The sequence below is a fragment of the Streptomyces sp. MGP-BFMKR1 genome, from assembly GCF_057766585.1.
This window is the reverse complement of record NZ_CM173408.1, coordinates 5,043,968-5,067,276: the sequence shown is the minus strand read 5'-3', so window position 1 is coordinate 5,067,276 and position 23,309 is coordinate 5,043,968. Positions and strand designations below refer to the sequence as shown.

21 protein-coding genes and 1 tRNA gene are annotated in these 23,309 nt (G+C 74.4%); 8 read left to right on the top strand and 14 right to left on the bottom strand.

Annotated features, from left to right (window positions below; translation table 11 throughout):
* Window positions 1-61: 61 nt before the first annotated feature.
* From AC3CHW_RS19950 to AC3CHW_RS19940, 3 genes are all read right to left on the bottom strand, one after another.
* Window positions 62-820, bottom strand: coding sequence for an IclR family transcriptional regulator (locus tag AC3CHW_RS19950; RefSeq protein WP_187060376.1), 759 nt, complete (start codon window positions 818-820; stop codon window positions 62-64).
* Window positions 821-1,430: 610 nt separating this feature from the next.
* Window positions 1,431-2,483, bottom strand: coding sequence for a helix-turn-helix transcriptional regulator (locus tag AC3CHW_RS19945; RefSeq protein ID WP_488467353.1), 1,053 nt, complete (start codon window positions 2,481-2,483; stop codon window positions 1,431-1,433).
* Between the two features lie 262 nt (window positions 2,484-2,745).
* Window positions 2,746-3,981: a helix-turn-helix transcriptional regulator gene (locus tag AC3CHW_RS19940; RefSeq protein WP_488467352.1), complete on the bottom strand. Its 1,236-nt coding sequence runs from the start codon at window positions 3,979-3,981 to the stop codon at window positions 2,746-2,748.
* Between the two features lie 1,432 nt (window positions 3,982-5,413).
* Here AC3CHW_RS19940 and AC3CHW_RS19935 point away from each other — a divergent pair.
* A complete protein-coding gene (locus AC3CHW_RS19935) occupies window positions 5,414-6,100 on the top strand; it encodes a fluoride efflux transporter FluC (protein ID WP_488467351.1) in 687 nt (228 codons plus the stop codon).
* Window positions 6,097-6,471, top strand: coding sequence for a fluoride efflux transporter CrcB (crcB, locus tag AC3CHW_RS19930; RefSeq protein WP_488467350.1), 375 nt, complete (start codon window positions 6,097-6,099; stop codon window positions 6,469-6,471). The genes AC3CHW_RS19935 and crcB overlap by 4 nt, the downstream gene beginning before the upstream one ends.
* Window positions 6,472-6,498: 27 nt before the next feature.
* Here the strand turns inward: crcB and AC3CHW_RS19925 are convergent, their stop codons facing one another.
* Window positions 6,499-7,455, bottom strand: a complete 957-nt coding sequence (locus tag AC3CHW_RS19925) for a TIGR03620 family F420-dependent LLM class oxidoreductase (protein WP_488467349.1) — start codon at window positions 7,453-7,455, stop codon at window positions 6,499-6,501.
* 95 nt (window positions 7,456-7,550) lie between these two features.
* Here AC3CHW_RS19925 and AC3CHW_RS19920 point away from each other — a divergent pair, with 95 nt between their 5' ends.
* Window positions 7,551-8,156, top strand: a complete 606-nt coding sequence (locus tag AC3CHW_RS19920; RefSeq protein ID WP_488467348.1) for a TetR/AcrR family transcriptional regulator — start codon at window positions 7,551-7,553, stop codon at window positions 8,154-8,156.
* A 112-nt stretch (window positions 8,157-8,268) separates the two neighbouring features.
* Here the strand turns inward: AC3CHW_RS19920 and AC3CHW_RS19915 are convergent, their stop codons facing one another.
* The 3 genes from AC3CHW_RS19915 to AC3CHW_RS19905 form a co-directional block, all read right to left on the bottom strand.
* Window positions 8,269-9,177 (bottom strand): hypothetical protein, encoded by a 909-nt coding sequence (locus AC3CHW_RS19915; RefSeq protein ID WP_398607598.1) that lies wholly within the window; start codon window positions 9,175-9,177, stop codon window positions 8,269-8,271.
* Between the two features lie 727 nt (window positions 9,178-9,904).
* On the bottom strand, window positions 9,905-10,312 hold the full coding sequence (locus AC3CHW_RS19910; protein ID WP_488467347.1) for a RidA family protein: 408 nt from the start codon (window positions 10,310-10,312) through the stop codon (window positions 9,905-9,907).
* Between the two features lie 391 nt (window positions 10,313-10,703).
* Window positions 10,704-11,609, bottom strand: a complete 906-nt coding sequence (locus tag AC3CHW_RS19905; protein ID WP_488467346.1) for a LysR family transcriptional regulator — start codon at window positions 11,607-11,609, stop codon at window positions 10,704-10,706.
* A gap of 138 nt (window positions 11,610-11,747) precedes the next feature.
* Between AC3CHW_RS19905 and AC3CHW_RS19900 the strand changes: the two genes are divergently transcribed.
* Window positions 11,748-12,809 (top strand): YncE family protein, encoded by a 1,062-nt coding sequence (locus AC3CHW_RS19900; protein ID WP_488467345.1) that lies wholly within the window; start codon window positions 11,748-11,750, stop codon window positions 12,807-12,809.
* A 153-nt stretch (window positions 12,810-12,962) separates the two neighbouring features.
* On the opposite strand, the gene AC3CHW_RS19895 is transcribed toward AC3CHW_RS19900, so the two are convergent.
* The 4 genes from AC3CHW_RS19895 to AC3CHW_RS19880 form a co-directional block, all read right to left on the bottom strand.
* A complete protein-coding gene (locus AC3CHW_RS19895; protein ID WP_488467344.1) occupies window positions 12,963-13,385 on the bottom strand; it encodes a hypothetical protein in 423 nt (140 codons plus the stop codon).
* A gap of 167 nt (window positions 13,386-13,552) precedes the next feature.
* Window positions 13,553-13,822: a hypothetical protein gene (locus AC3CHW_RS19890; protein ID WP_381166838.1), complete on the bottom strand. Its 270-nt coding sequence runs from the start codon at window positions 13,820-13,822 to the stop codon at window positions 13,553-13,555.
* 107 nt (window positions 13,823-13,929) lie between these two features.
* Window positions 13,930-14,283 carry a DUF8129 domain-containing protein gene (locus tag AC3CHW_RS19885; RefSeq protein WP_398607603.1) on the bottom strand — a complete coding sequence of 118 codons (354 nt, stop codon included), beginning with the start codon at window positions 14,281-14,283 and terminating at the stop codon, window positions 13,930-13,932.
* A 216-nt stretch (window positions 14,284-14,499) separates the two neighbouring features.
* Window positions 14,500-15,426 carry an SDR family oxidoreductase gene (locus AC3CHW_RS19880; RefSeq protein WP_488467343.1) on the bottom strand — a complete coding sequence of 309 codons (927 nt, stop codon included), beginning with the start codon at window positions 15,424-15,426 and terminating at the stop codon, window positions 14,500-14,502.
* Between the two features lie 231 nt (window positions 15,427-15,657).
* Here AC3CHW_RS19880 and AC3CHW_RS19875 point away from each other — a divergent pair, with 231 nt between their 5' ends.
* Entirely contained in the window at window positions 15,658-15,855 is a 198-nt protein-coding gene (locus AC3CHW_RS19875; protein ID WP_398607605.1) for a hypothetical protein, read from the top strand.
* Window positions 15,856-16,177: 322 nt separating this feature from the next.
* Here the strand turns inward: AC3CHW_RS19875 and AC3CHW_RS19870 are convergent.
* Window positions 16,178-16,250 (bottom strand) — tRNA-Thr (locus AC3CHW_RS19870).
* A gap of 502 nt (window positions 16,251-16,752) precedes the next feature.
* On the opposite strand from AC3CHW_RS19870, the gene AC3CHW_RS19865 reads away from it, so the two are divergent.
* The 3 genes from AC3CHW_RS19865 to AC3CHW_RS19855 all read left to right on the top strand — a co-directional run bounded on the left by AC3CHW_RS19865 (window position 16,753) and on the right by AC3CHW_RS19855 (window position 19,902).
* Window positions 16,753-17,889, top strand: a complete 1,137-nt coding sequence (locus AC3CHW_RS19865; protein ID WP_488467342.1) for an ABC transporter ATP-binding protein — start codon at window positions 16,753-16,755, stop codon at window positions 17,887-17,889.
* Window positions 17,890-18,176: 287 nt separating this feature from the next.
* A complete protein-coding gene (locus AC3CHW_RS19860; RefSeq protein WP_398607619.1) occupies window positions 18,177-18,593 on the top strand; it encodes a hypothetical protein in 417 nt (138 codons plus the stop codon).
* A 607-nt stretch (window positions 18,594-19,200) separates the two neighbouring features.
* Window positions 19,201-19,902 (top strand): nucleotidyltransferase family protein, encoded by a 702-nt coding sequence (locus tag AC3CHW_RS19855; protein WP_187062177.1) that lies wholly within the window; start codon window positions 19,201-19,203, stop codon window positions 19,900-19,902.
* Between the two features lie 189 nt (window positions 19,903-20,091).
* On the opposite strand, the gene AC3CHW_RS19850 is transcribed toward AC3CHW_RS19855, so the two are convergent.
* Together AC3CHW_RS19850 and rlmB are read right to left on the bottom strand one after the other, a co-directional pair.
* Window positions 20,092-21,900 (bottom strand): DoxX family protein, encoded by a 1,809-nt coding sequence (locus AC3CHW_RS19850; RefSeq protein WP_488467341.1) that lies wholly within the window; start codon window positions 21,898-21,900, stop codon window positions 20,092-20,094.
* 427 nt (window positions 21,901-22,327) lie between these two features.
* The gene (rlmB, locus tag AC3CHW_RS19845; protein WP_176162325.1) at window positions 22,328-23,284 is read right to left on the bottom strand and encodes a 23S rRNA (guanosine(2251)-2'-O)-methyltransferase RlmB; all 957 of its coding nucleotides are present in this window, start codon (window positions 23,282-23,284) and stop codon (window positions 22,328-22,330) included.
* Window positions 23,285-23,309: the final 25 nt, after the last annotated feature.

Below are 23,309 nucleotides of genomic sequence, written 5' to 3'. Positions count from 1 at the left end.
CCCCGCGCGCCGGCGCGCGCACGGGCTCGGGCCGCCCGCGCGGCCCGCTCCCGGGGGCCGTTCACTCGGGGAAGCCGCGCCCGATCCGTACCGCCGCGTCCACCAGCTCGCTCACGTGCATCCGGCCGGCGCTGCTGGGCATCCGGTTGCCGGGCCAGTACGCGGAGAGGGCCGCGACCACCCGGCCGCCGGGCCCGTACACCGGCGCAGCGACCTCGGCGCCCTCGCGCTTGCGGACGTCGATGCTCTGCGCCCAGCCCTGCCGCCGCACGCTGGAGAGGGAGGCGGCGGTGAACCGCGACCCGCGCAGCATCTCGTGCAACACCTCCGGCTCCTCCCAGGCGAGCAGCACCTGCGAGGTGGGGCCGGCGTTCATCGGGAAGGCCGCGCCGACGGGCACCGAGTCGTAGGGGCCCGACGTGTCGTACGAGGGGGCGGGCGCCGCGGCGACGCAGATGCGCAGGTTGCCGCGGCGGCGGTAGAGGCGGGCGTTGGCCCCGGTCACGTCGCGCAGTTCGGCCAGGACCGGATTGGCCACCGTCAACAGCCGGTCCTGGCATGCCTGTACGGCCATCACCCCCAGTCGCGGTCCCAGGATGAACCGCCCGTGCTTGTCCCGTGCCAGCAGCCGCAACCGCTCCAGCGCGAGCACCAGCCGGTGGGCCGTCGGGCGCTTGAGGCCGGTGTCGGCCACGAGCCTCGTTAACGAGGCCGGGCCGGCTTCCAGGACCCCCAGCAGAAGAGAGGCTTTGTCGAGGACACCGACGCCGCTGAGCGGTTGCTCAGGGGCCAGCGTCTTCTCCGGACTAGTCGTCGTCATGCGTGTGTCTCCTCATCGGACCGGCCCCGCGGTGTGCCAGGACCGTCCACAACCACGGCTTCGTTGCGGATGTCGAGCGATAACGGGCGGAGGTCCGACGGGACTGGGGGAAGACAGCCGACCCTCCGCCACCGCTGGCGCTCCGGGAGGAGTTGCCACCGGTGGGATTCATCATCCTTAGTTGGCGCGGATTCCAATTCCCACGGACATGTCTATCCGCCCGGATCGAACACCCGCAATGACCACTACAGGAAGCTGCCAGCCCCAGTGGGACACCAGCAATAGTTTGCCTTTCGCGCATTCGGCCACCGCTCAACCCAAACGGCTGTTCTCGGCAACAGATGCCCCACCCGCCGCCACTCGCCCCCCACGGAGCCCCGCCGCCCCGCCCGCAACCGTCACGCACCCCGCCCTGGACACCGGATGCCATCCCGTACCCCGCACGCCCGCCTCGGCCCCGGGCGCCACCTCGTACCCCGTACGACCCGCACGCCGACCCCGCCGCCCACCCGCCCGGCGGCGGCTGCCACCGGGCGTGCCAGGTCGCGGGCGGTGCGGGCCACGGCGGCGTGCGGGCCACGGCGGCGTGCGGGCGCGCGACCTCCCCCGTTCAGCGCGGCTCCGGCACCGGCGACGGGGCCGATGCCGGGACCGGGGCCGATGCCAAGGCCGGGGCCGGGACAGGGGCCGGTCCCGGCGTTGAGCCCGAGGTCGGGGCCGTGCCCGTGCCCGAGCCCGGGGGTGCGGCCGGGGCCGCCGGGAGCAGGCCCAGTTCGGCCGCCCGGACGCCCGCCTGGAACCGGGAGTCGGCGCCGAGCAGCGACATCATCTCCGCCACGTAGCGCCGGTACGTGCGCACCGAGACCGACAGTTCGCGCGCGGCCACCTCGTCCGTGACGCCCAGGCGCAGCCACTCCAGGATCTGCCGGAGCATCTCCTTGCGGCTCCGGTCGCCGTCGTCCAGGCGTTCGCCCGCGGCCAGCGACTTGCGCCAGATGCCGGTGAACAGCGTCCGCATGGCCTCGATGACCCCGGGGTCGCGGATGGTCGACGCCCGTCGACCGACCGCCGCGTCCGCGCAGACCAGGGCCGCCCGGCCGTCGACCACGACGGCCGCGAGCAGCGGGATGCGGGCCACCCTGACCTCCAGCGGCACCGGTCCGCCGGCGTGCCGCTGCACGAACTGCCGGTCCAGCGCGCCCGGCGTGCACAGCAGCCGGGCGCGCACCGCGCGCCGCCCCGCGCCCTGCCCCCGGCCGGCGCCCCCCGCGGCGTCGGCGTCGGGTTGGGCGCGAGAACCGGCCACGGTGCCGACGGTTCCGCTTCGGGCCGCCGCGCGGGCCTCGTCCCCGGGGCGGCCGTCGCCGCCCTGCGCCGACAGCCAGTCGCCCAGCGCGGAGTACAGCACCTGGGCGTGCCCCGCGTCTCCCGCCAGGACGATGTCGACGCTTTCCCGCGCCTCGCCGAACAGCTTCTGCGCGGTCGCCAGAATGTCGTTCTCCTGACTGCCGACCGTCGCCACCCACGAATTGCGGGACTGTCGGTCCCGGTGCTTCACCACCGTCGACTCGACGAGCGCCCGCACCGCGAGGAGTTCCTGCGCTATGTCGTCCTCGGTCGACGGATTACTCGCGCCGGTCGCGGCGTGTACGAATTCCCTCAACTCATTCACCCCCGTGAATTCCACCCCGAGCGGTACGCCGGTTCGCGACGCCGACGGCCCGTTGGCCGGCAATCGCGGCCCGGGCCCCCGGCGGCCCCGCCGACGCGGCGTATTCGGCCGTCGTCGGCGGGCGAGCGCCGCCACCTCTCGGGTTCCTCTCTGGCTTCGCGGACCGAACCCGTCCGGCCCCTTCCCGCTGGCCCCTCTCCGGCTGATCCCGCTCCCGCCGATCTCGCCCTGGACGGCCCTCTCGGGCCGCCGCTCAGGCCGGGCCGAGCAGTCCGAGTTCGTACGCCCGAACGCCCGCCTGGAAACGGGAGTTGGCGCCCACGTCGCGCATGATGGCGGCGACGTGGCGGCGGTAGGTGCGCAGCGAGACCTGGATCTCCCGGGCCGCCACGTCGTCGGTGCGCCCGGCGCGCAGCCGGTCCAGGATCCTGCGTACGGAGTCGGTGCGCAGCCGGTCGGCCAGCCGCAGGTGCTCGGCCATCGGCATCGCGGTGCGCCAGGCGGCGGCGAACATCAGGTCGAGGACGCGTACGGACGCCGGGTCCTCGATCACCGAGGCGTACCGGCCCGGCTGCCCGGGGCCGGCGTGGACGAAGGCCGTCTGGCCGTCCACGATCACCCCGCCCTGCAGGTCGCCCGTCTCCACCCGCACCTCGTGGCCGGCCAGGCCGCGCCGCACGGCGGTCGCGACGCCCGGCGTCTCCAGCGCGTCCGCCGCGCACAGGACGCGCACCGCCACGCCCCGGTTCGCCACTCCGGAGAGCTGGTCGAGGAGCGGCGCGAGCGACTGCGCCTGGTCCGGGCAGCTCGACACGATGACGCTCACGCCGTGCCTGGCCTGGGCGATCAGTTGGTGCACGGTGCGGCGGGCGGCGGGCCCGTCGTCGGTGACGACCATTGCGGCGGGCTGCTCGCCGCGGCGGCGGTGCAGGCTGACGGCCGACTCGATGAGTTCGCAGACCTGCCGCAGCGCGTGCTCCACCGCGTCCGAGTCGCCCGCCTCGTCGCCCGCGCCGGCCTCGCGCCAGTCGGCGTCGGCCCGGCCCACTTCGCGCGCCCCGTCCGGGCTCCACGCGGGCGCGTTCCGCCCCGCCTGCCCGGGATCGGCCCACCCGAGGCCCGCCCGGCCCCCGTCGCCGCCCCGTACCTCGTCGGCCCACCCGTCGCCGCCCCGTACGCCGCCGGTCCACGCCCCGCCGTGTCGTACGGCGCCGGCCCGTGGGCCGTCGGCGCGGGCGGCGGCCGGGTGCTCGCGGGGCGCGTCGTCGGGCCGCTGCCGCACGTCGGCGGGGCAGGCGTACGCGGCGCCCGCGGCCTCCCGCTCCGCGCCGCTGGCCGCGCGCCGCGCGCCGGCCGCGCCCCGCCGCGCGGGTCCGCCCTGGGGCGGAACGCCGCGCTGCGGAACGCCGTGCGGTGAAAGGCCGCGCTGTGAGGGGCCCTGCGGCGGGGCGTCCGGTGCGGCGGCGCCGTGCGTGGGCGCACCCGCCACGGGGGCGAGGGGTTCGCCCGGGCCGCCCCCCGTAGCGGTCCGCGCTCCCCACCTCGCCCCCGCCGGTCCGCCGGGGGCCGTCCCCCGTCCCCCGTCCAGGTGGCCGTGCTCGCTTTCGTGTACGGAATCCGCCGCGCCGATCACCGCGGATTCCGCCGTGGAATCCCGTGCCGCATAGCGCGCGGAATGCGCGGCGGCCGGTGTCCGACGGAGTGTCGGCATTTCCGGGCGGCCGGCCTGTCCCGTATCCGGAAGGCCGACCGGGTGGGCGGATGCCGCGCCGTGCCGCACTCCCAGCGCGCTGTTCAGCGAAGCCCTTACGGGGTTCGCCAGCGGGCCTTTCCGTGGAGTGGTCGACGCGGATGGTTCTGAGTGGGTGGATGGGTCCGGATGTGGCTGGGTCAGTGGATTCGTATGCGGGCTCGTATCCGTGCTCTGTGACATCGTCGCCAGTTCTGCCATGACTCCCCCATGCGATGCGCGGCGCGGCGTTCCCGAACGTGTCGTCAACGCTTCGAACACACAGGTGGAGCGAATCGGCCGCGTTATCGACAGATTCGGTTGATGGAAAATGCGGTGACGGGTTCGTTGTTCTCCCCCGACGCCGCGTCCACCTGTGCGCCACTCGTTCTTCACTCACGAACTTCGCTCATGAGCCGGTGTGCATTTCCGTGGCTGGAATGACCCACCCACTGCGCCGCGAGATTAGTTCGCTGGCCGCGACCCAGTCAACGCACCCCAGAAGGCAAAGAAAAGGCAAAGACCCCGTTGTGTACCGGGTCCGTTACGGGGCTGCCCCGACGGCGCAACGCGCCTGACAGCAAACTGCCGGCGCCGGCCGAAACGTGCGCCCCTCGACGCCGCTTCCTCCACACGCCGCACACGCGTCGCTACGCCGCGCGAGCCCGCGCCAGCGAGTTGTCCGGTTGTGGACAGCCGCACCGCCCGATTGGCAAGTGTGTGTCAGTTACGGAATCCTTACCTGCCCCCGATCAACCACCGGTGGCGCGATTCCGCCCCCCTACCCGCGCGAGACCCCACCACGGCCCGCCGCCACGCCGCCGGCCGACGGGGCACCCGGACGCCGGAACCCCGGGACAACGGAACTCCGGAACCCCGGAACTCCGCCGAGCCAGCAGGTCCGCCAGGCCACCCGCCCGTACGCTCGCACACCCCGCCCCAGCCGGGCACCGCGCGACCGACGCACCGCCGGGCACCGCCGGGCACCGCCGGGCACCGCCGGGCACCGCCGGGCACCGCCGGGCACCGCCGGGCACCGCCGGGCACCGCCGGGCACCGCCGGGCACCGCCGGGCACCGCCGTACCGCCACGCGCCGAGCCCCCGCCCCACCGCGGTCCGCGCCGCGCCGCGCCGACACTGGTACCGCAGCCCAAGGCCAGGGCGCTTCGCCCGACGCGTAGGAGACCGCTCGTGCCCGACCCCCACCACCCGACGACGGACGGCCCCGACCCCGAACCCTCCCCGGCCCCGGGCAGGGGGCCGGACCCGGACCCGGACCCGCATCCGGACTCGGCCCCGGACTCGGACCCGGGTGTCGCCCCGGACACCGACCGCCCCGGCGCCGCCGGCGCACGCGCCGCCGCCCCGGGCGCGCCGCCGCCCGCCGGGCCTCCCCCGCCGGGCGCCCCACACGGCGCGCGGGCGGACGGCGAGCCGGCCCCGCTGCCCCCGTTCCTCGGCCGGCCGCGTGCGGGCACCCGGTGGCGGGTGCTCGCGGTGGTCGCCGCCGGCGGCGCGCTCGGCGCCAGCGCCCGCTACGGCGCCGGGCTGCTCTGGCCCACGGAGCCGGACGCCTTCCCGTGGACGACGCTGGGCGTGAACGTCGTCGGCTGCGCGCTCATCGGCGTCTTTCTCGTGGTCCTCCAGGAGGCGTGGCAGGCGCCCCCGCTCGTGCGACCCTTCGTCGCCACCGGGGTGCTCGGCGGGTTCACCACCTTCTCCACGTACGCCGTGGACGTGGAGCGCCTCGTCCACGACGGCGAGGTCGCCACCGCCCTGGGCTACCTGGCGCTCACCCCGCTGGCCGCGCTGACCGCCGTCTGGGGCGCGGCGGCCGGCACCGACCGGCTGCTCGCCGGACGGCGGGCCCCGGCATGACCTGGCTCCTGGTCGTGATCGGCGCGGCGGTGGGCGCCCCGCTGCGCTACCTGACCGACCAGCGGGTACGCGCCCGCTACGCCACGCCCATCCCCGGGGGAACGTTCCTGGTCAACGTGGTGGGAAGCCTCGCGCTCGGGCTGCTGACCGGCGCCGCCCTCGCGGGCGCCGCCGGCTCGCGGTGGCAGGCGCTGCTCGGCACGGGCCTGTGCGGGGCGCTCACGACGTACTCCACGTTCTCGTACGAGACGCTCCGCCTCGCCGAGACGCACCACCGCCGCCTCGCCGCCGCCAACGTCGCCGCGACGCTGCTCGTCGGCCTCGCCGCCGCCTTCGCCGGCGCGGCGCTTGGCCGCGCCCTGGGGGGCTAGCCGCCGGCTCCGGCGCGCGAGCCGGCGCTAGGCCCCGGCCGCCTGTACGCCGGGGCGCCGCCCGGCCCGTCGGGCGAGGGGGGCCAGGTGGCGCCACTGGTCCAGCGGGAGGGCGGCCGGGTGGGCGGGCAGGGCCTGGAGGCAGACGTGGTCGGCGCCCGCCGCGAGGTGGGCCGTGATCCGCTCCGCGATCCGCTCGTCGCCGATCGCCACGAGGGCGTCGACCAGGCGATCGCTCCCGCCGTCGGCGAAGTCCGCCTCCGTGAAGCCGAGCCGCTGCCAACTGGCCCGGTAGGGCGCGGCCGGCAGGTAGCCCGCGATGTGCTGGCGCGCCCGCTCCCGCGCCCGCTCGGCGGGCAGCCCGGCCACCACGGCCTGCTCCACGATCAGGGCGCGATCCGGGCCGAGCGCCGCCCGGGCCAGCGCCGTGTGCTCCGGCGTGACGAGGTAGGAGAACGCCCCGGCCGACCGCTCCCGGGCCAGCGCGACGGCGCGCGGGCCCAGCGCGGCGAGCACCCGGGGCGCGCCGGGCGCCTCGGCCGCCGGCGAGCCCTCGATGCCGGCCAGCGCGAGGAGCGGGTCGGGCGCGTCGAGTTGGTCCAGGTGTTCGCGCAGCGCCGTCAGGGGCCGCTCGTACCGCAGCCCCAGCACGCCCTCGACCAACCGCGCGTGCGAGGTGCCGAGGCCCAGCACGAAGCGCCCCGGGTGGGCGTCGAGCAGCGCGCGGGCCTGCCCCCTGACCATGCGCGGATGGCGCCCCCAGATCACCGCGATGCCCGTCCCGACGACCAGCGAACGGGTGGCCGCCAGCAGCGTGCCCGCCTCCATGAACGGGTCGCGGACGAGCCCTTCGCTGAGCCAGAGGGCGCCGTACCCGAGCGCCTCGATCTCGGCCGCCGCCGCGGCGGACTCCGCCGGTGGCCGCAGGTCCATGCCGGGCACCCAGAGGCCCACGGCGTTGAGGAAGGGCAGGGTCGGCTCCACGGGTGATCTCCCTACTAGAATCCGGAGTGGCACTCCGCATCGTACCGGAGCGCCACTCCGGTACGTTCGGGTCGGGCGGTGGAAAGGAAGAAGACGTGGTGCGGGAAGGCGACACGGCGGCAGCGGGCGGGGCGGCCCGACCGAGCGCGCCCCGGCGCAGGGACGCCCAGCGCAACCGGGCCCGCCTGGTCGAGGCGGCGAGCGCGCTCTTCGACGAGGTGGGGACGGAGGCGGCGGCGATGAACGACATCGCCCGCCGCGCCGGCGTCGGCCCGGGCACGCTGTGGCGCCACTTCCCGGACAAGGAGACGCTGACGGCCGAGGTCGTCGGCCAGAGCCTGGACGACCTCGCCGACCTGGCCGGCGAACTGCTCGCCGCCCCCGACCAACCGGACGCCCTCGCGCGGTGGGTCGCCGCGCTCGTCCGCCACATCACCCGCTACCGCGGCCTGGCCACCAGCTACGCGCAGGCCGCCCGCGCGGCGGACGGGCCGCTGGGCGCGCGCTGCCAGGCCGTCGAGCGGGCCGCCGCCGAACTGGTGGCCCACGCGCGCGAGCGCGGCCACGTGCGGGCCGACCTGACCGCGGCGGAACTCATCCAGCTCGCGACGGCGGTCGCCTGGGCCGCCGAGACGGCCGCCGGGCCCACCGCCCCGACGCGCCTCCTCGACCTGGTCTTCGATGGCGTACGCCCGCGCTGAACACGCCGCCGCCCCGCCCCGTCCGGCCGACACGGCGGCGGTACGGGGCGGGGCGGGACGAGAGGGGGCTGGTCGCGGCGGGTCGGTCGCGCGCGGGCGTGCGCGGGGCCGCTCACCTCGGTGAGGCGCCGCCGTCACCCACGAAGTCCGCCAGCGGGAAGGCCGCGACGTGCGCCGCGGGCCGGGACACGTACAACTGCGCGTGGTAGTAGCCCTCGTCCTCCTTGCCCCGTGGATCGGCGCCGGCCGCCACCACCCCGGCGATCGCGTGCCGGCGCTCGGCGACATCGGCGAACCGGCGCTGCCTGAAGGTGCGTTCGGGCCCCGCCGTCTCGGTGACGAGCCCGAACCTGCGCAGCGCCTCCGCCACCGGCTCGTACGACACGCCACGCAACACGAACGCCGCCACCCACAGCGGCCCCTCGATCGCCTCGGCCAGCCGGGAGACGGTGCGGCTGGTGATGTAGCCGATGCCGCCGGTGACCGTGATCAACCCGGCGTGCGCCACGGCGCGCCGCAGCTCGGGCCCCGGATCGGAACGCTCCAGGTCCTCTCCGAACGCCTCGTCCAGGAGGCCGGCGGCGCGCGCGTAGCCGACCGCGTGCTTCGCCGCGTCGAGCCCGATCACCCGCGCGGCGTCCGGCAACCGCCGCTCGGCGAAGAACTGACGGTCGCTGGCGATGAGTTGCTCCGACGTCAGGCCGGCTGTCTGCGGGTCGGTGTACCGCTCGTACAGCTCGTCCAACGTCACCTTGTGGTTGAGCAGCGCGGCGTTGATGCCGTACGAGCAGCACAGGTCCACCACGGTCGGCGGGCGCTCGGCCGGCTGAGCGGTCGACGCGTCGGCCAGGACGCGCGCGGCCAGCAGTTGCTGAAAGACCTCTTGCGCGTGCTGGGGAATCTGGTATGCGAGTGGCCGCAGCGTTCGGAAGTATCCGCGGGGATCGGGCAGGTTATAGATCTCATCGAAGCGGGCCTTTCCGCGCAGTCCGTCGTCCAAATCCACTCGTGCACCGGTCATGGCACCTCGTCTCTCACCAAGGCAGGTGACTCCCACCCGTTTCATGGCTAGTGCCTGAGGTGGGGCGAGGGAACAGTGCGGTGTGGATTTCAGCCAGGCACGGCCGTCATTCGGTCGCGCCTCGCATAGCGCCGGGGGCATGTGCGCCCCGGCGCCCGGACCGGGCCGCCGCGCCCCCCGCGCCACCGTGCGCGACCAGCGTCGATACCGGCCCGCGCGGCCCGCCCCTGACACGCCCCCCACGAACGACACCCTTCCGTCCGCGGACCGCCGCTCCCCCTGTCAGGAATCGACGGGACTTCGCCCCCGTACGAGCGGCGCAATGAGCCGGCACAATGCGTGAAACGCCTAAGAAACAAAGGATTTCAGACGATATAGGCAACACTTCCCGGAGTACGGGCGAGGATTTCCCTTTACGTCGGGCCGCCTGCGGCCGGCCGACCCACGCCCCCACCCGCACTCTCGCTACGCGCCCGGCGCACGCAGCCCGCGCCGCGCACGGCAAGCACGGCGCGCGGCGCGCATGGCCCGCTCGTCGCGGGCCAGCCGTGTACCCCGTACGCCCCGCGCATCACGACAACGGGGTACGGGACCGGTCACCGGACGGCCACGGGACCGGGTGCCGGGTGCCGGGCGGTCATAGGGCCGGACACCTGACGACCGCGAGATCAGCCCGCGCACGAAACCAGGCGCGGGGAGACGAACTCACGTCATCGTCCCCACGGAATCAGTCGAGGACGGCCGCCACGGACTCGATCTCCACGAGCTGGTCCGCGTATCCGAGCACGGTGACCCCCATCAGCGTGCTCGGCACGTCGTGGTCGCCGAACCCGTCCCTGACCACCTCCCAGGCGGTGACCAGGTCGGCCTGGCGCTGCGAGGCCACGAGTACCCGGGTGCTGATGACGTCCGTCAGCTCGGCCCCCGCGTCCGCGAGCGCGGTGCGCAGGTTCTCCAGCGCCTTGGCGGCCTGGCCCGCGTAGTCCCCCACGGCCGCCGTGCTCCCGTCAGCGTTGAGCGGGCAGGCCCCGGCGAGGAAGATCAGCCGTGCGTCGGCGGGCGCGGTGGCGGCGTACGCGTACTCGGCGACGTCGGACAGCGAGGCGGAACGGATGAGACGGACGGCACGGGCCATGGCGCGACTCCTCGCGGGGCAGCGGTCGAAACGGACGGTCACAAGCGGACGGTCGCGCCCCACGCGCGTGGCCGGCGACCGGGCCGGCGACCGGCTACCTGTGCCGGCAACGGGCGGGACCGACGACGCGCCCACCCGGCACCTTGCGGCACAGGTCAGCAGGCCACACGGCGTACGGATGGACATCGCCAGCCTGTCACGCACGGCCATGCCCCAGCCAACGCATTTTCCGCTGGCCCGCGAGACCGACCCGGGCGCCGGGGCCAGAGTCCGGGGCCGGGGGCGTCCTCGGGCGGGCCGGTCCGGGCGCCGGGGCCGAGGCGCCCGCCCGTGAGCCGCCCTCGGGCGACGGGACCCGCCGGCCCGGCGACGTCCGCGTAATCCGCCTACGTCAGGACCGGCCGCCGCCCAGCGCGGCCACCGCCACGGCCCGGACGTGGGAGCGGAACCAACGGTGCGCGTGGTCAGCGGAGTTACGGGGGTGCCAGGCCATGCCGACGGCCACCGGCGGGAGGTCCAGCGGCAGGGGGAACGTGCGCAGGCCCAGGGCGGCCATGGTCTCGGGCAGCCAGTCGACGAGGGTGAGTGAGACCAGGTCGCTGGTGCTGGCGAGCATCATGGCGCTGGTGTGGCTGTGCACCACGACGGCCACCCGGCGCCGCAGATCGCGGCGGGCCAGTTCGGCGTCGATCGGGCCGTGTCGCCGGCCGCGCCGGGAGACCCCGATGTGGTCGGCCTCGGCGAAGCGTCGCGCGTCGATCGGCCCGTCGAACAGCGGGTGGCCGCTGCGCGCGACGCCCACCATCGGCACCTCGGCCAGCGTCTCGGCGCGGGTCTCCGGGTCGAGGTGCCCGAGGACGCCCAACTCCAGGTCGGCGTGGCCCTGTCGCAGCGCGGGCCCGCCCTCCAGCGTCTCCGCCAGGAACACCACGTCCACCTGCGGCGCCGCGCCGTGGACCCGTTCGAGCAGCGGCCCGGCGAGGCCGGTCAGCAGCAGGTCGGCGGCCTGGACGGTGAACGTACGCCGCAGACCCGCGACGTCGAACGCGCTCGCCGGCCGGAACAGCGCGTCGGAGCGCCGCACCAGCGCGCTCACCTCCTCGCGCAACTCCAGCGCGCGCGGCGTCGGCACCAACTCCTGGCCCGCCCGGACGAGCAGCGGATCGCCCGCCGCCCGGCGCAACTTGGCGAGCATCCGGCTGGCGGCGGCGGGCGAGGTGCCCAGCCGCTCGGCCGCCCGCGTCACGCTGTTCTCCTGGAGCAGCGCGTCCAACGCCCGCAGTAGGTTCAGGTCCATCCCCACGCCACCCGTCCAGGGTCATTCCGCTGAGCGCAACAATGCCGTGCCCATCTTTGCATTGCCCGTGGCGTGGCCGACTGCCGAGAGTGGAGCCACCCGCGAACGAGCGGAACAGCAACCCACCGGGAGAACTCCGTGCAGCAGTCCGTCCGCGCCCAGTTGGCAGGCGACGTCGTGGCCGTGGTCAGCCAGAGCGGCCCCACCGTGTCGTTCTACGACGCCGCCACCGACCGGCACCTCGACACGGTCGAGGTCATCGCCGAACCGCACGAACTGTGCTTCGACCCGACCCAGCGCCTCCTGTGGTGCTCCACCGCGTACAACTCCGGCTACTACCACGCCAACACCGGCCGGCGCAGCGAACTCACCGTCATCGACGCCGACACCCGCCGCGTCGTCGAGGTCGTCGACCTCGCCCCCGAACACGGCCCGCACGGCCTGGCGCTCGACCCCGTACGCGGTCGCCTCTACGTCAGCGTCGAGGGCTCCGCCGACCGCCCCGGCGGCGTCGTCGTCATCGACACCGCCACCCGCCGCCCCATCGGACGCATCGACACCGACGCCCCCGGGCCGCACTGGTTCGTCATCGACCCCACGGGCACCGTGGGGTGCGCCAGCAACAAGGAGGCGCCCTTCGTCTCCCTCGTGGACCTCGAACGCGGCACCCTCACCGCCAAGGTCGAGGTGCCGGGCAGCGAGGGCCTCGCCTTCTCGCCCGACGGTGCGAAGGTGTTCGTCGCCGCCCCGTACGCGGCCTTCGGCCCCGCCGGCGACACCGCCGGCGCCCGCCCCACCCCCGGCGTCCGCGTCATCGACCCGCGGACCGCGACCGTGACCGACACCCTCACGACCGACCACGTCATGCTCCCGGTACACGCCACCGCCACCGGCAGACTCCTGGTCGGCGAGGTACGCATGGAGCCCGCCCCGGACTCCCCACTCGGCCGACACGCGCCCGGACGGCTCACCGTCTTCGCCACCGACGACCACGCGCGGCTCGGCAGCGTCGAGGTCGGCCTGGCCCCCCTGACCATCACCTCGTCACCCGACGGCCAACTCGGCTACGTCGCCTGCGCCGCGTCCTCCACCGTGGACGTGGTCCACCTCGACACGCTGGAACGGCTGGCCCGCCTGGAGATCCCCAAGCGGGGCGAGCCCGGCGCACACGGCATGGCCTACATCCCCCGTAACCCGTAGCCGCCCACTCCCCTCACTCGCGGGCCAGACAGGAGAGGGCGCGTGCGCGAGCAGCCACCCACTCGCACACGCGCCCTCGCCCACGCCACCCCACCCGTCAGAACGCGCGGCCCAACCGCCGCCTCGCACCGCAGTGGGTGGCACCCTCCCGCGTCAGCAGGTGGCCGCCGGCGTCTCGAACGTCTTCTGCCCCGAGACCTGGATCAGGCCCACGTACTTACGGCCGCACGGGTAGCTCATGTTCCAGGTGCTGTTGGCCCGCTCGCCCGTGCTGATCGTCTTCCACGGCCCGTAGCTCGTGCTGCTGGAACGGAAGCCGAGGCGGGCCTTGATGGCGGAGCCACCCTTCTTGGTGTAGAAGACCTCGATGCGCGACGGGCTGGTGTTCAACGAGATGCAGAGCTGCCCGTTGCTCATGCTGGTGCACTTGACCCGGTCGCTCCCCGACGCCAGCGACGGCGCCGACTGGGCTGACTGGGCCGAAGCGCCACTGTCGGCCGCGTACGCGGGAGCGGCGAGAAGCGAGCCACCCGCGGCGACACACGCGGCGATGGACAGTGCGATACGACGACTCATACGGTCGTTCCCCCTGGTGATTACCGGCCAAGATCAACAGCGGGAGACTACCCGGCCGCCCTCGCGTTTTCCACACCTCCACCCCTGTGACGTGCGCTTCTCCCCCCTCACCGCCCACACCCCGCCACTCACACCCACCCACGCACGCCCAGTTCCAGCCGTCACCGTCACGTGGGTTGGTAGTCCCAGAAGCAGTAGGCGCAGGCACCTCGCCCCTCCCCCCGCGCCTCGGCCAGCACGACGCGGCGCGGGGGGTGGTTCTCCATGCCCAGGCGAAGCGCGTAGTGCTGGCCCTCCCGCAGGGCCTTGCACCCCGACGAGCGATGGAAGACCGAACCCCCCGCCGTCACGAAGACGTGCTTCACGAGCCCCTCGGGAGCAGGCGCGCAGTCCACGCACTGCTCCACGACCATGTCGTGCATGCATCGCTCACTCATACCGCGAGGCTAACCGGGCCCACTGACAACGGAGTTGGTCCGCCCGTCGACACCAACACCCGGCGCGCGGCCGACAGCGACCGGAACGCGTCACCCCGCCCGGCAGGTCACACCGCCCGGTTGCCCTTCGGCTTTCCGTGCTGCTCCGGCGTGCCGTGCGGCGGCGGGTGGATGGGCTCGGTCGACGTGGCCGGGGACACGGGCGAACCCGCGCGGCGCGGCGGCGCCTGCGGACGCGGCGCGGCGGGGTCGGCCCCCGTCGGCTCGGCGCCGGACGCCAACTGCTCCAGCCGCGCCGTGAGCAGTTCGACGACGGCGGTACGTTGCCCGTGGTCCTGCTCGTACGCCAGCAGGGTCCGCAACTCCGTCGCGTCCAGAGCGCGGATGCGGTGCTGGAGTTCCCCGAGGGGGAGTCCGTCGTAGTCGGGCAGCGGAAGGTCGCTGCGGTTCGCTTCGCTCATCGTCGTTCGTCCTCCTCGCGTCGAGGGTGGTACCACCGCCCCGGGTTCCCGCCCGGCCGACCGTCACCCCCGAAACGGAGGTGAACATTCCACCCGGCCGACGGCGGCACGGGGCGCCGCCGAAGAGGCGGCGGGCAGCGGCGGACAGTGGGGATCGACGGGGCGGCGGGAATGGCACGATCGGTCCGGCTCAGGCAGCCCCGTTACGCCCCGGTCTCACCGGGTGTCGACCATCCCGCCGGTGACCGCGATCGTCTCGCCGATGGTGTAGCTGGAATCGGCGTCCGAGGCCAGGTACACGTACGCCGGAGCGATCTCCTCCGGCTGGGCGGGGCGCCCCAGTGGCGTGTCGCTGCCCAGTTGGTCCAGGCCCTCCTTGGGCATGTGGGGGTCGGCGTTGTTGAGCGCCGTCCACGTGGGACCGGGGGCCACCACGTTGGCGCGCACGCCGCGGCGGGCCAGGTGCGGGGCGATTGACTTGGTGAATATGATCACCGCCCCCTTCGAGGCCGCGTAATCGATCATGGTGACGCTGCCCTTGAGCGCCTCCTCGGTGGCCGTGGCGATCACCGCGTCCCCCTCCTTCAGGTGCGGCAGGGCCGCCATCACCAGGTGGAAGTAGGCGTAGACGTTGGTCTTGAACGTACGGTCCCAGTCCTCGGCCGAGAGCTGCTCCAGCTCCAGCTTGCTGTTGAGGTAGGCCGCGTTGTTGACCAGGATGTTGAGCTGCCCGTACTCCCGTACGGTCCGCTCGACCACCTCACGGCAGAACGCCGGGTCGCACACGTCCCCCGGGATGAGCAGGCAGGAGCGGCCGTGTTCCCGCACGGCCCGCTGGGTCTCCTCCGCGTCGGACTGCTCCTCCGGGAGGTAGACGATCGCCACGTCGGCACCCTCCCGCGCGTAGAGCACCGCCACGGCCCGCCCGATACCCGAATCGCCGCCGGTGATCAACGCGACCTTGCCGGCCAGCTTGTCCGCCGCCCGGTAGCGCTCGGCGCGGTAGTGGGGCCGGGGGTCCATCTCGGACTCCAGGCCGGGTCGGGACTGCTTCACCGCATCGAACGGCGGGGCCGGCTCCGAGGTGACCTGCGGCGCCGCCGTCCCCCGGTCGCCATCGTTCGGTGAGCTGTCGTGCTGCACGATGCGCCTCCTGTACGGACTCCCTACAACGTCCGCGAGCAACTGCTCGCACCACGCCCCCGCGGGCCAACCCCACGGATTCGCTGGGCCCGGGTGCCCACACCACAAGGCCGACAAACGAACCACGCTCCCCCGTGTGCACAGCCGTGCCCCGGGGTACCCGTCGACCACTCGAACCCGGACAAGCGACACACACCGCACCACCACCACACCCCCACGAACGGAGGGACGATGACGACTCCCGAGGAGAGCCGCCGCAAGACCCCGAAGACGGACGACGTACTCGGCGACCCGGACACGCACCAGCAGGACGAACAGCAAACCCCCGGCGCGACGGGCCGAACCCTGCGCGAGGCGATGGACGAGGCCAACATCACCCCCGACGACTACGAGCAGGAGCCCGACGACAATCAAGGCTCACGCCCCTGACCCGCGCCTGGCCCTCTCCTTCCCCACCCGCCACCCGGCGCCTCCCGCGAGGGCGCGGCATCCGTACGACCGCCAGCCTCGCGGGCACCAGACCGGCACCGAGCCGGGTCGCCAGCCCGGGCGGGCCGCGCGCGGCCGTTTCGGGCGATGAGCGTGTAGCCGTTCCCGGGCCAGCGCGTGGCCGTTTCGGGCGGTGAGCGCGTAGCCGCCGACGCCCTGCCTCACGGCGCGAAACGGACGCCCCGGAGAGCCCCAAACCAAACGCCCCGGACCAACCCGGCCCGGGGCGTTTCGCGCGGCTCAGCGACGTGGCCACGCACAGAGCCGACTGTCGGGTTCGAACCGACGACCTTCGCTTTACAAGAGCGGTGCTCTACCAACTGAGCTAAGTCGGCGCATCCCCAGCAGTGTACCCACGCTCACGGCGTGCCCCAGACGCAATTTCCCCGGACCCGCGGACCGACCAACCCAAGCCCGAGCCCCCTCCCACACCCCGCCCACACACACGCCCACCCAGCACACGCCCGCCCGCACCCGTGGCCGCGCGCCGCACCCCGCCCCACCACCGAACCCCAGCCACCCAACCCAGCCACCACCCACCCACCGCCGGCACCCGCCCCCGCCCTCACCCAGCACACCCACCGACCGCGCCCACCCCCTCCCGCCGCACCCACCAACCACCTCCACCAACCACCCCCACCCAGCACACCCACCCACCCCCACCACCCGAAACTTCTCCGGCGGTGGCTACTGACATGGGGGCCCTGGCCAGGTACCGTCACGGCAAGTCTGGTCAGTGGACTAGACCCCTTCCCCGTCTTCGTCGGCGTGCGGAAGGCTCCGCTCGACCTTTACTCGGATCGTCCGGCACGTTCCTGCCGGTGAAGGGAATGCACCATGGCTTCGGTCACGTACGACAAGGCGACCCGGATCTACCCGGGTTCCGACAAGCCCGCCGTCGACCAGTTGGAGATCGACATCCAGGACGGCGAGTTCCTCGTCCTGGTCGGCCCCTCCGGCTGTGGCAAGTCCACCTCGCTCCGGATGCTCGCGGGGCTCGAGGACGTCAACGGTGGCGCCATCCGCATCGGCAACCGGGACGTCACCCACCTGCCGCCGAAGGACCGGGACATCGCCATGGTGTTCCAGAACTACGCGCTCTACCCGCACATGACCGTCGCCGACAACATGGGCTTCGCGCTCAAGATCGCGGGCGTCAGCAAGAGCGAGATCCGGGCCAAGGTCGAGGACGCGGCGAAGATGCTCGACCTCACCGAGTACCTGAGCCGCAAGCCCAAGGCGCTCTCCGGTGGTCAGCGGCAGCGCGTCGCGATGGGCCGGGCGATCGTGCGTGAGCCGCAGGTCTTCCTCATGGACGAGCCGCTGTCCAACCTGGACGCCAAGCTCCGCGTGCAGACCCGTACCCAGATCGCCAGCCTCCAGCGGCGGCTCGGGATCACCACCGTGTACGTCACCCACGACCAGGTCGAGGCCCTGACCATGGGTGACCGGGTCGCGGTGCTCAAGGACGGGCTGCTGCAGCAGGTCGACTCGCCGCGGAACATGTACGACCGCCCGGCCAACCTGTTCGTCGCGGGCTTCATCGGCTCGCCCGCCATGAACCTGGTCGAGGTCCCGATCGCCGACGGCGGCGTGAAGTTCGGCAACAGCGTCGTCCCCGTCAGCCGCGAGGCCCTCGCCGTCGCGGCCGACAAGGGCGACAAGACCGTCACCGTCGGCGTCCGCCCGGAGCACTTCGACATCGTCGAGCAGAACGGCGGCGCCGCCAAGACCCTGACCAAGGAGAGCAGCGACGCCCCGGCCGGGCTCCCGGTCACCGTCAACGTGGTCGAGGAACTCGGCGCCGACGGTTACGTCTACGGCAGCGCCGAGGTCGGCGGCTCCACCAAGGACCTCGTCGTCCGCGTCAACGGCCGCCAGGTGCCGGAGAAGGGCGCCGTCCTCCACGTCGTCCCGCGCCCCGGCGAGACCCACGTCTTCGCCACCTCCACCGGCGAGCGCCTCACCGCCTGACGCCCCGTCGCCGTCCCTCCCCCCTCCCGGGATCGCCCAACCACCCCCGTACGGGCGGATTCCCGGGCGGGAACCGGGGGGATGACGGAGGCGTTGGGCACAGGTAGCCAACGCGCGCCGCGCATCTGCCGCATCGCGGATGCGCGGCGTTGTCGTTGCGAAATCCCCGCAGAACAGGCATTTCGAGCCGTGTGCGTCAACACGCGAATCGCATGTGGATGCCATGTCATCCCTCAACAGGGTGACTAAATGTCGCCAAATCATCACTGCTCGCTACGATCGCGGGCATGAACCAGGCCGCCCGCCGTATCGGCAGAACCCTCGCCTTCGTCCTCCCCGTCGTTCTCATCCTCTCCGGCACCCTGGCGGTCACCGCCGTGCCGTGGGCCGGGAACTCCGGGGACTCGGTGCTCACCGCCTCCTCCAAGAACGCCTCCAGCCAGGCCAGCCACCGCGCCCAGCACGAGGTGCTGCGCGACCAACTCCTCTCCGAACTCCAGGAGAAGGACCCGGGCGTGGCCCTCACGGGCCTCCAGGAGGCCATCACGGAGCGCCCCTCGCTCGCCCGGCACTGCGCCTCCATCGCGCGGGCGCTCGGCCGTGCGGCGGTCGCCAAGTACGGCGGCGCCGCCCACCGCGCCCACGCCTTCTCCCGGCCCGTGTGCGACACGTCGTTCGCCTCCGGCGTCGCACAGGCCAACTGAGGCCCGGCCACCGCAGACCCCGACGCGAACCCGACAGCGGGTCACCACCCGACATCCGACCGCCGGCCCGCCCTCGGCCCACCGCGTGAGGGGTGGCCCCACGTCCGAGGTGTGACCCCACGCCCGAGGCGTGCCGCCTCGTCCGAGGTCCGGGCCGCCGTCCGGGGTCCGGACCGGACGAGGCGGGGCCGGCCCGGGCGGGTGCGAGCGCCGTACGAGCCGGCCCGTACGAACTGACCCGTGCGAGCCGGCCCGTACGCGGTCCAGGCCCGCCGTACGGACCGCCGTACGGACCGCCGCACGGGCCACCGCACGCGTCGGCACGCGCGTCGGCATGCGAGGTCCGGCGTCTGGTCGGCGTCCGCGCCGGCCAGCACTTATCGTGCGGACCATGACCGACGATCCCATCCGTCCCACGACCCCTGCCGGCCCCGACGCGCCCCATCGGCGGCCGGCACCCGGCGGGCCCGCGCGCGCCGCCACCCCAGGCGCCGGCAGCGGCGCCGCCACGGGCCCGTCCGTGGCCGCGGGCTCCCCGCCCCCCGCCACGTCGCCCGAGCGCGCCCCGCGCCCCGTCGCGGACTCCGCCGCCCCGACCCAGGCCGTCATCCTCGCCGGCGGCCAGGGCTCGCGGCTGCGCCCGTACACCGATGACCGCCCCAAGCCGATGGTCGAGATCCCCGGCACCGGGACCCCGATCATCGGCCACCAGCTCAACTGGCTGGCCACCGAGGGCGTGACGGATGCCGTCGTCTCCTGCGGCCACCTCGCCGAGGTCCTTGAGGACTGGCTGGCCAGCGCCGATCTCCCGCTCCGCGTCACCACCGTCGTCGAGAACGAGCCGCTCGGCCGCGGCGGCGGCCTCAAGTACGCCGCCGCCTCGCTCCCCGACCCGGACCGGCCCTGGTACGCCACCAACGGCGACATCTGGACCCGGTTCTCGCTGCGCGAGATGGCGGGCTTCCACCACGAGCGCGACGCGGCGGCCACCCTCGCGCTGGCCAGGCCGCGCATCCCGTGGGGCGCGGTGGAGACCGACGAGTTCGGGCACGTCCTCGACTTCATCGAGGCGCCGCCGTCGCCCTACCTGATCAACGCCGGCGTCTACGTGTTCTCCGCCGACTTCACCAACCTGCTGCCCGACCGCGGCGACCACGAGCGGACCACCTTCCCCCGCCTCGCCCGCGAACGCCGGCTGGCGGGCTACCCGCTGCCGCACGGCGCGTACTGGCGCGCCATCGACACCGCCAAGGACCTCACGGAGGCCGCGAAGGAACTGGCTACCGGCGGCCCGGCGGACAAGGGCTGAGCCGGACACGGCTCACCGAGGCGCGGGGGCGTCGCGTGACGGCTGCGCGGGCTTCCACCGATGGCGGGCCCAACGGGTCCACGGTGCCCGTACGCCCGCGTGCGTACCAACGACAGCAGCGGCGCCCCGGTGGGCCGCCGCTGCTGTACGAGGAGGCGTACGGGCCGCGGAGGCCCGTACGCCGGGTGGTCAGCCGAGCAGGCCGCCGAGGGCGCCCTCGCGGCGCATGCCGCCGCTCGTGCCGCCGCCGGTGGTGCTGTCGTAGTCGCTGTCGAGGTCGCTGTCGCTGTCGGGGGGCGGGGCCTGCCGCTGCTGCTGGGGCGCGGACTGCGGGGCCTCCGGCTGCGCCTGCGGGGCGGTCTGGGCACCCGAGGTCTGGCTGCTGGTCTGGCCGCCGCCGACCTGGCCCTGTTGCTGCTGCTGGCGTACCCGGGGCTGGCTCGGTCCCGCGGTCAGGCCGCCGGGGGCCGGCTGCGGCTGGGTGACGCCCGGCGTGCTCGCCGCGCTGGGGGCCGACGAGGCGGGGCTCGGCGTGCCGCCGCCCGCGGACGGCGAACCGCTCCGCTTGTCCTCCGGGCTGCGGGTGCCGGGCGACTTGCTCGCCTCGGGCGTGCCCGGCAGCGTCTTGCCGGGCAGGTGGTTGGTCGGCGGCTCGCTCGGTCCTGGCACGCGCACGGTGTCCGAGGAGCGCACCGCGCCGCCCAGCATCGAGCCGATCAGCAGCGTCAGACCGGTGATCACGGCCGCCAGCACCGAGCCACGGCGCAGCACGCGGCGGCGCAGGTCGCGGACCTCGACGCGCGGCCCGAGCCGCCGCCACGCCTCGCCCGCGAGCCGGGCGTCCATCGAGTAGACCGGCGCCCCGGCGATGATCAGCGGGCTCCACGCGGCGAGGTAGATGATGTCGGGCGCGTCGTACGCCGCCACGGTCCGCCAGCTCACCGTCACCAGCAGCGCGGCCGACAGCAGCGCCCCGACCGAGGCGGCGAGCCGCTGCCACAGCCCGAAGACGGTCAACACCCCGACCACGACCTGCGCGAACGCGATGGTCAGGCCGGCGCCCACGGGGTGTTCGAGCGCGAAGTCACGCAGCGGGGACGCCACGTCCCACGGGTGCAGCGACTGCAGCCAGATCACCATGGACCCGCGCTCGCCGCCGTCGAAGTACACCGGGTCGCAGAGCTTGCCCATGCCCGCGTAGATCGAGATGAAGCCGAGGAAGACGCGCAGTGGGAGCAGCACGACGCCCAGGTTCATCCGGCGCCCGGGGTAGTACGCGTGGCGCACGGTGTCGGGGTTGCGCCGCCCGCGCGCCGCGCGCCGCGACTCGCCGGCGGGGCCGGTGTCCGTCTCGTCCGCCTCGTCGGCGGCATACGCCGCGGAGTGCCACCGCGCCGTGCCGTCGTCGTCGCCGGCGACGGGGCCGATCACGGTGGTGTGTTGGCCGGTGTCGAGGTCGTCGTCCGGCGGGCCGGCGTCCGGGCTGCCGTCGAACCGGCCGCGCGTGTACCGCGTGCCGCCCGGCGGGGTCTCGTCGTTGTACGGCGTGCGGGGCCCGATGACCAGGGCCTGGGCGGGGGGCTCGGGCTCTCCGACGGCGACGCGCGGCAGCACCTGGGTGGCGCCCACGTCACCGCCGGGACCGCCGGGGCCCTCGGGTTCGCCGTACGGGGTGGTCGCGGCGCCGGCGGTGGGGCTCGGCGGGCGCACGGTGCGCGTGGCGCCGGTCGTCGCGGTGGCGGCGAGGCTGGCCTCGGACTGTCGTACGGCCTGCAGGAGTTGGGTCGCCGCGCCGTCGCCCGGACTCGTACGACCGCTCCACACCACCGGGGCTCTGCGCCGCGCCGGGCGCGTCCCCAGGCCGGCACCAGCCCCGGCGAGCGCGGCCATCCGCGCCGTCTCCACGAGCGCTCTGCTCTTGACGGGGGTCGCGAGCTGCACGCGGAAACTCGCGTGCGCGACGACGACCTGCGCGGGGTCGCTCGGAACCTTCGCCATGTTCAGGCGCGGCTCGTCGTCGAATCCCGGTGAGCGTCCCCCCGGAGGTGTGCGGGGTGTTCTGGTGTCCACGCTCATCTAACCGAGTGACCCCCGGTTAAGACACTGCCTTGACCGCCTCGAAACTGTCCGAGACCCGTCAAGCCCGCCGTCGTCTCGCCCAAGCGCAGGCCAGCGCCGCCCGGCGGCACGCCACGCCCCGCGAAACGAGCCGCGCCCCTCGCCTCCCACGGGCCCGCCAGCACGCGACCGGGCCCCGTGCGGCGCGGCGGCGCCCAGGGGCGTGCGCCGGCGGGTGTCGGGGGCGCGGCGGCTGGCCCGGCCGGATGGCGGCAAGGCACCCTACGGTGCGCGGCGGCCCCGGGGAGCGCGCCGGCGGCCCGGCTACCGCCGCGAACCGGCGCGGCGCGGGCCGCCGCGCGGCGGCTCAGCGACGGCGGCGGCGAGCCGCCTCGTACAGCACCACGCCGGCCGCGACGCCCGCGTTCAGGGACTCCGCGCCGCCCGGCATGGCGATGCGTACCCGCAGGTCACAGGTCTCGCTGACCAGGCGCGACAGGCCCTTGCCCTCGCTGCCGATCACCACGACGAGCGGGCCGTCCAGCGCCTCGACGTCGCCCAGCTCCAGCTCGCCGTCGGCGGCCAGACCGACGACCGTGATGCCGGCCTTCTGGTACGCCTCCAGCGCGCGCGTCAGGTTGGTGGCGCGGGCGACGGGGGTGCGCGCCGCCGTGCCGGCCGACGTCTTCCACGCGCCGGCCGTCATGCCGGCCGCGCGCCGCTCGGGCACGACCACGCCGTGCCCGCCGAACGCGCAGACGGAGCGGACGACCGCGCCGAGGTTGCGCGGGTCGGTGACCCCGTCGAGGGCGACGATCAGCGGGTCCTCGCCGGCGTCGAACGCCTCGGCGGCCAGGTCCTCGGGGTGCGCGTAGTCGTACGGCGGGACCTGGAGCACCAGGCCCTGGTGGTTGAGCCCGTTGGTCATCCGGTCCAGCTCGGGGCGCGGGGCCTCCATGAGGTTGATGCCGCCGCGCTCGGTCGCCAGCCGCAGGGCGTCGCGCACCCGCTCGTCGCTGTCGATGAACTGCTGCACGTACAGCGCGCTGGCCGGCACGCCGTCGCGCAGCGCCTCGAAGACGGAGTTGCGGCCCACGACCAGCTCGTTGGTGCCCTTGGGACCGCCGCGGCGCGGCGCGGGCCGCTTGGACGCCTGGCGCACCTTGGCGTTGGCCGCGCGCTGCTTGACGTGTCCCTTGCGCATCTCGGCGGGCGGGGTCGGGCCCTTGCCCTCCAAGCCCCGGCGCCGCTTGCCGCCGCTGCCGACCGTCGCGCCCTTCTTGTTGGACGTGCGGCGGTTCCTGCGCTGGCTGTTACCGGCCATGGGTCACCTGTCTCTTACTGCTCAC

Excerpts from the sequence above, each read along its gene's own strand:
- rlmB (WP_176162325.1), bottom strand. The coding sequence starts at position 23,284 with ATGGCCGGTAACAGCCAGCGCAGGAACCGCCGCACGTCCAACAAGAAG.
- AC3CHW_RS19875 (WP_398607605.1), top strand. The coding sequence starts at position 15,658 with ATGACGACTCCCGAGGAGAGCCGCCGCAAGACCCCGAAGACGGACGAC.
- AC3CHW_RS19950 (WP_187060376.1), bottom strand. The coding sequence starts at position 820 with ATGACGACGACTAGTCCGGAGAAGACGCTGGCCCCTGAGCAACCGCTC.
- AC3CHW_RS19915 (WP_398607598.1), bottom strand. The coding sequence starts at position 9,177 with ATGACCGGTGCACGAGTGGATTTGGACGACGGACTGCGCGGAAAGGCC.
- AC3CHW_RS19905 (WP_488467346.1), bottom strand. The coding sequence starts at position 11,609 with ATGGACCTGAACCTACTGCGGGCGTTGGACGCGCTGCTCCAGGAGAAC.
- AC3CHW_RS19885 (WP_398607603.1), bottom strand. The coding sequence starts at position 14,283 with ATGAGCGAAGCGAACCGCAGCGACCTTCCGCTGCCCGACTACGACGGA.
- AC3CHW_RS19865 (WP_488467342.1), top strand. The coding sequence starts at position 16,753 with ATGGCTTCGGTCACGTACGACAAGGCGACCCGGATCTACCCGGGTTCC.
- crcB (WP_488467350.1), top strand. The coding sequence starts at position 6,097 with ATGACCTGGCTCCTGGTCGTGATCGGCGCGGCGGTGGGCGCCCCGCTG.
- AC3CHW_RS19860 (WP_398607619.1), top strand. The coding sequence starts at position 18,177 with ATGAACCAGGCCGCCCGCCGTATCGGCAGAACCCTCGCCTTCGTCCTC.
- AC3CHW_RS19910 (WP_488467347.1), bottom strand. The coding sequence starts at position 10,312 with ATGGCCCGTGCCGTCCGTCTCATCCGTTCCGCCTCGCTGTCCGACGTC.
- AC3CHW_RS19850 (WP_488467341.1), bottom strand. The coding sequence starts at position 21,900 with ATGGCGAAGGTTCCGAGCGACCCCGCGCAGGTCGTCGTCGCGCACGCG.
- AC3CHW_RS19890 (WP_381166838.1), bottom strand. The coding sequence starts at position 13,822 with ATGAGTGAGCGATGCATGCACGACATGGTCGTGGAGCAGTGCGTGGAC.
- AC3CHW_RS19895 (WP_488467344.1), bottom strand. The coding sequence starts at position 13,385 with ATGAGTCGTCGTATCGCACTGTCCATCGCCGCGTGTGTCGCCGCGGGT.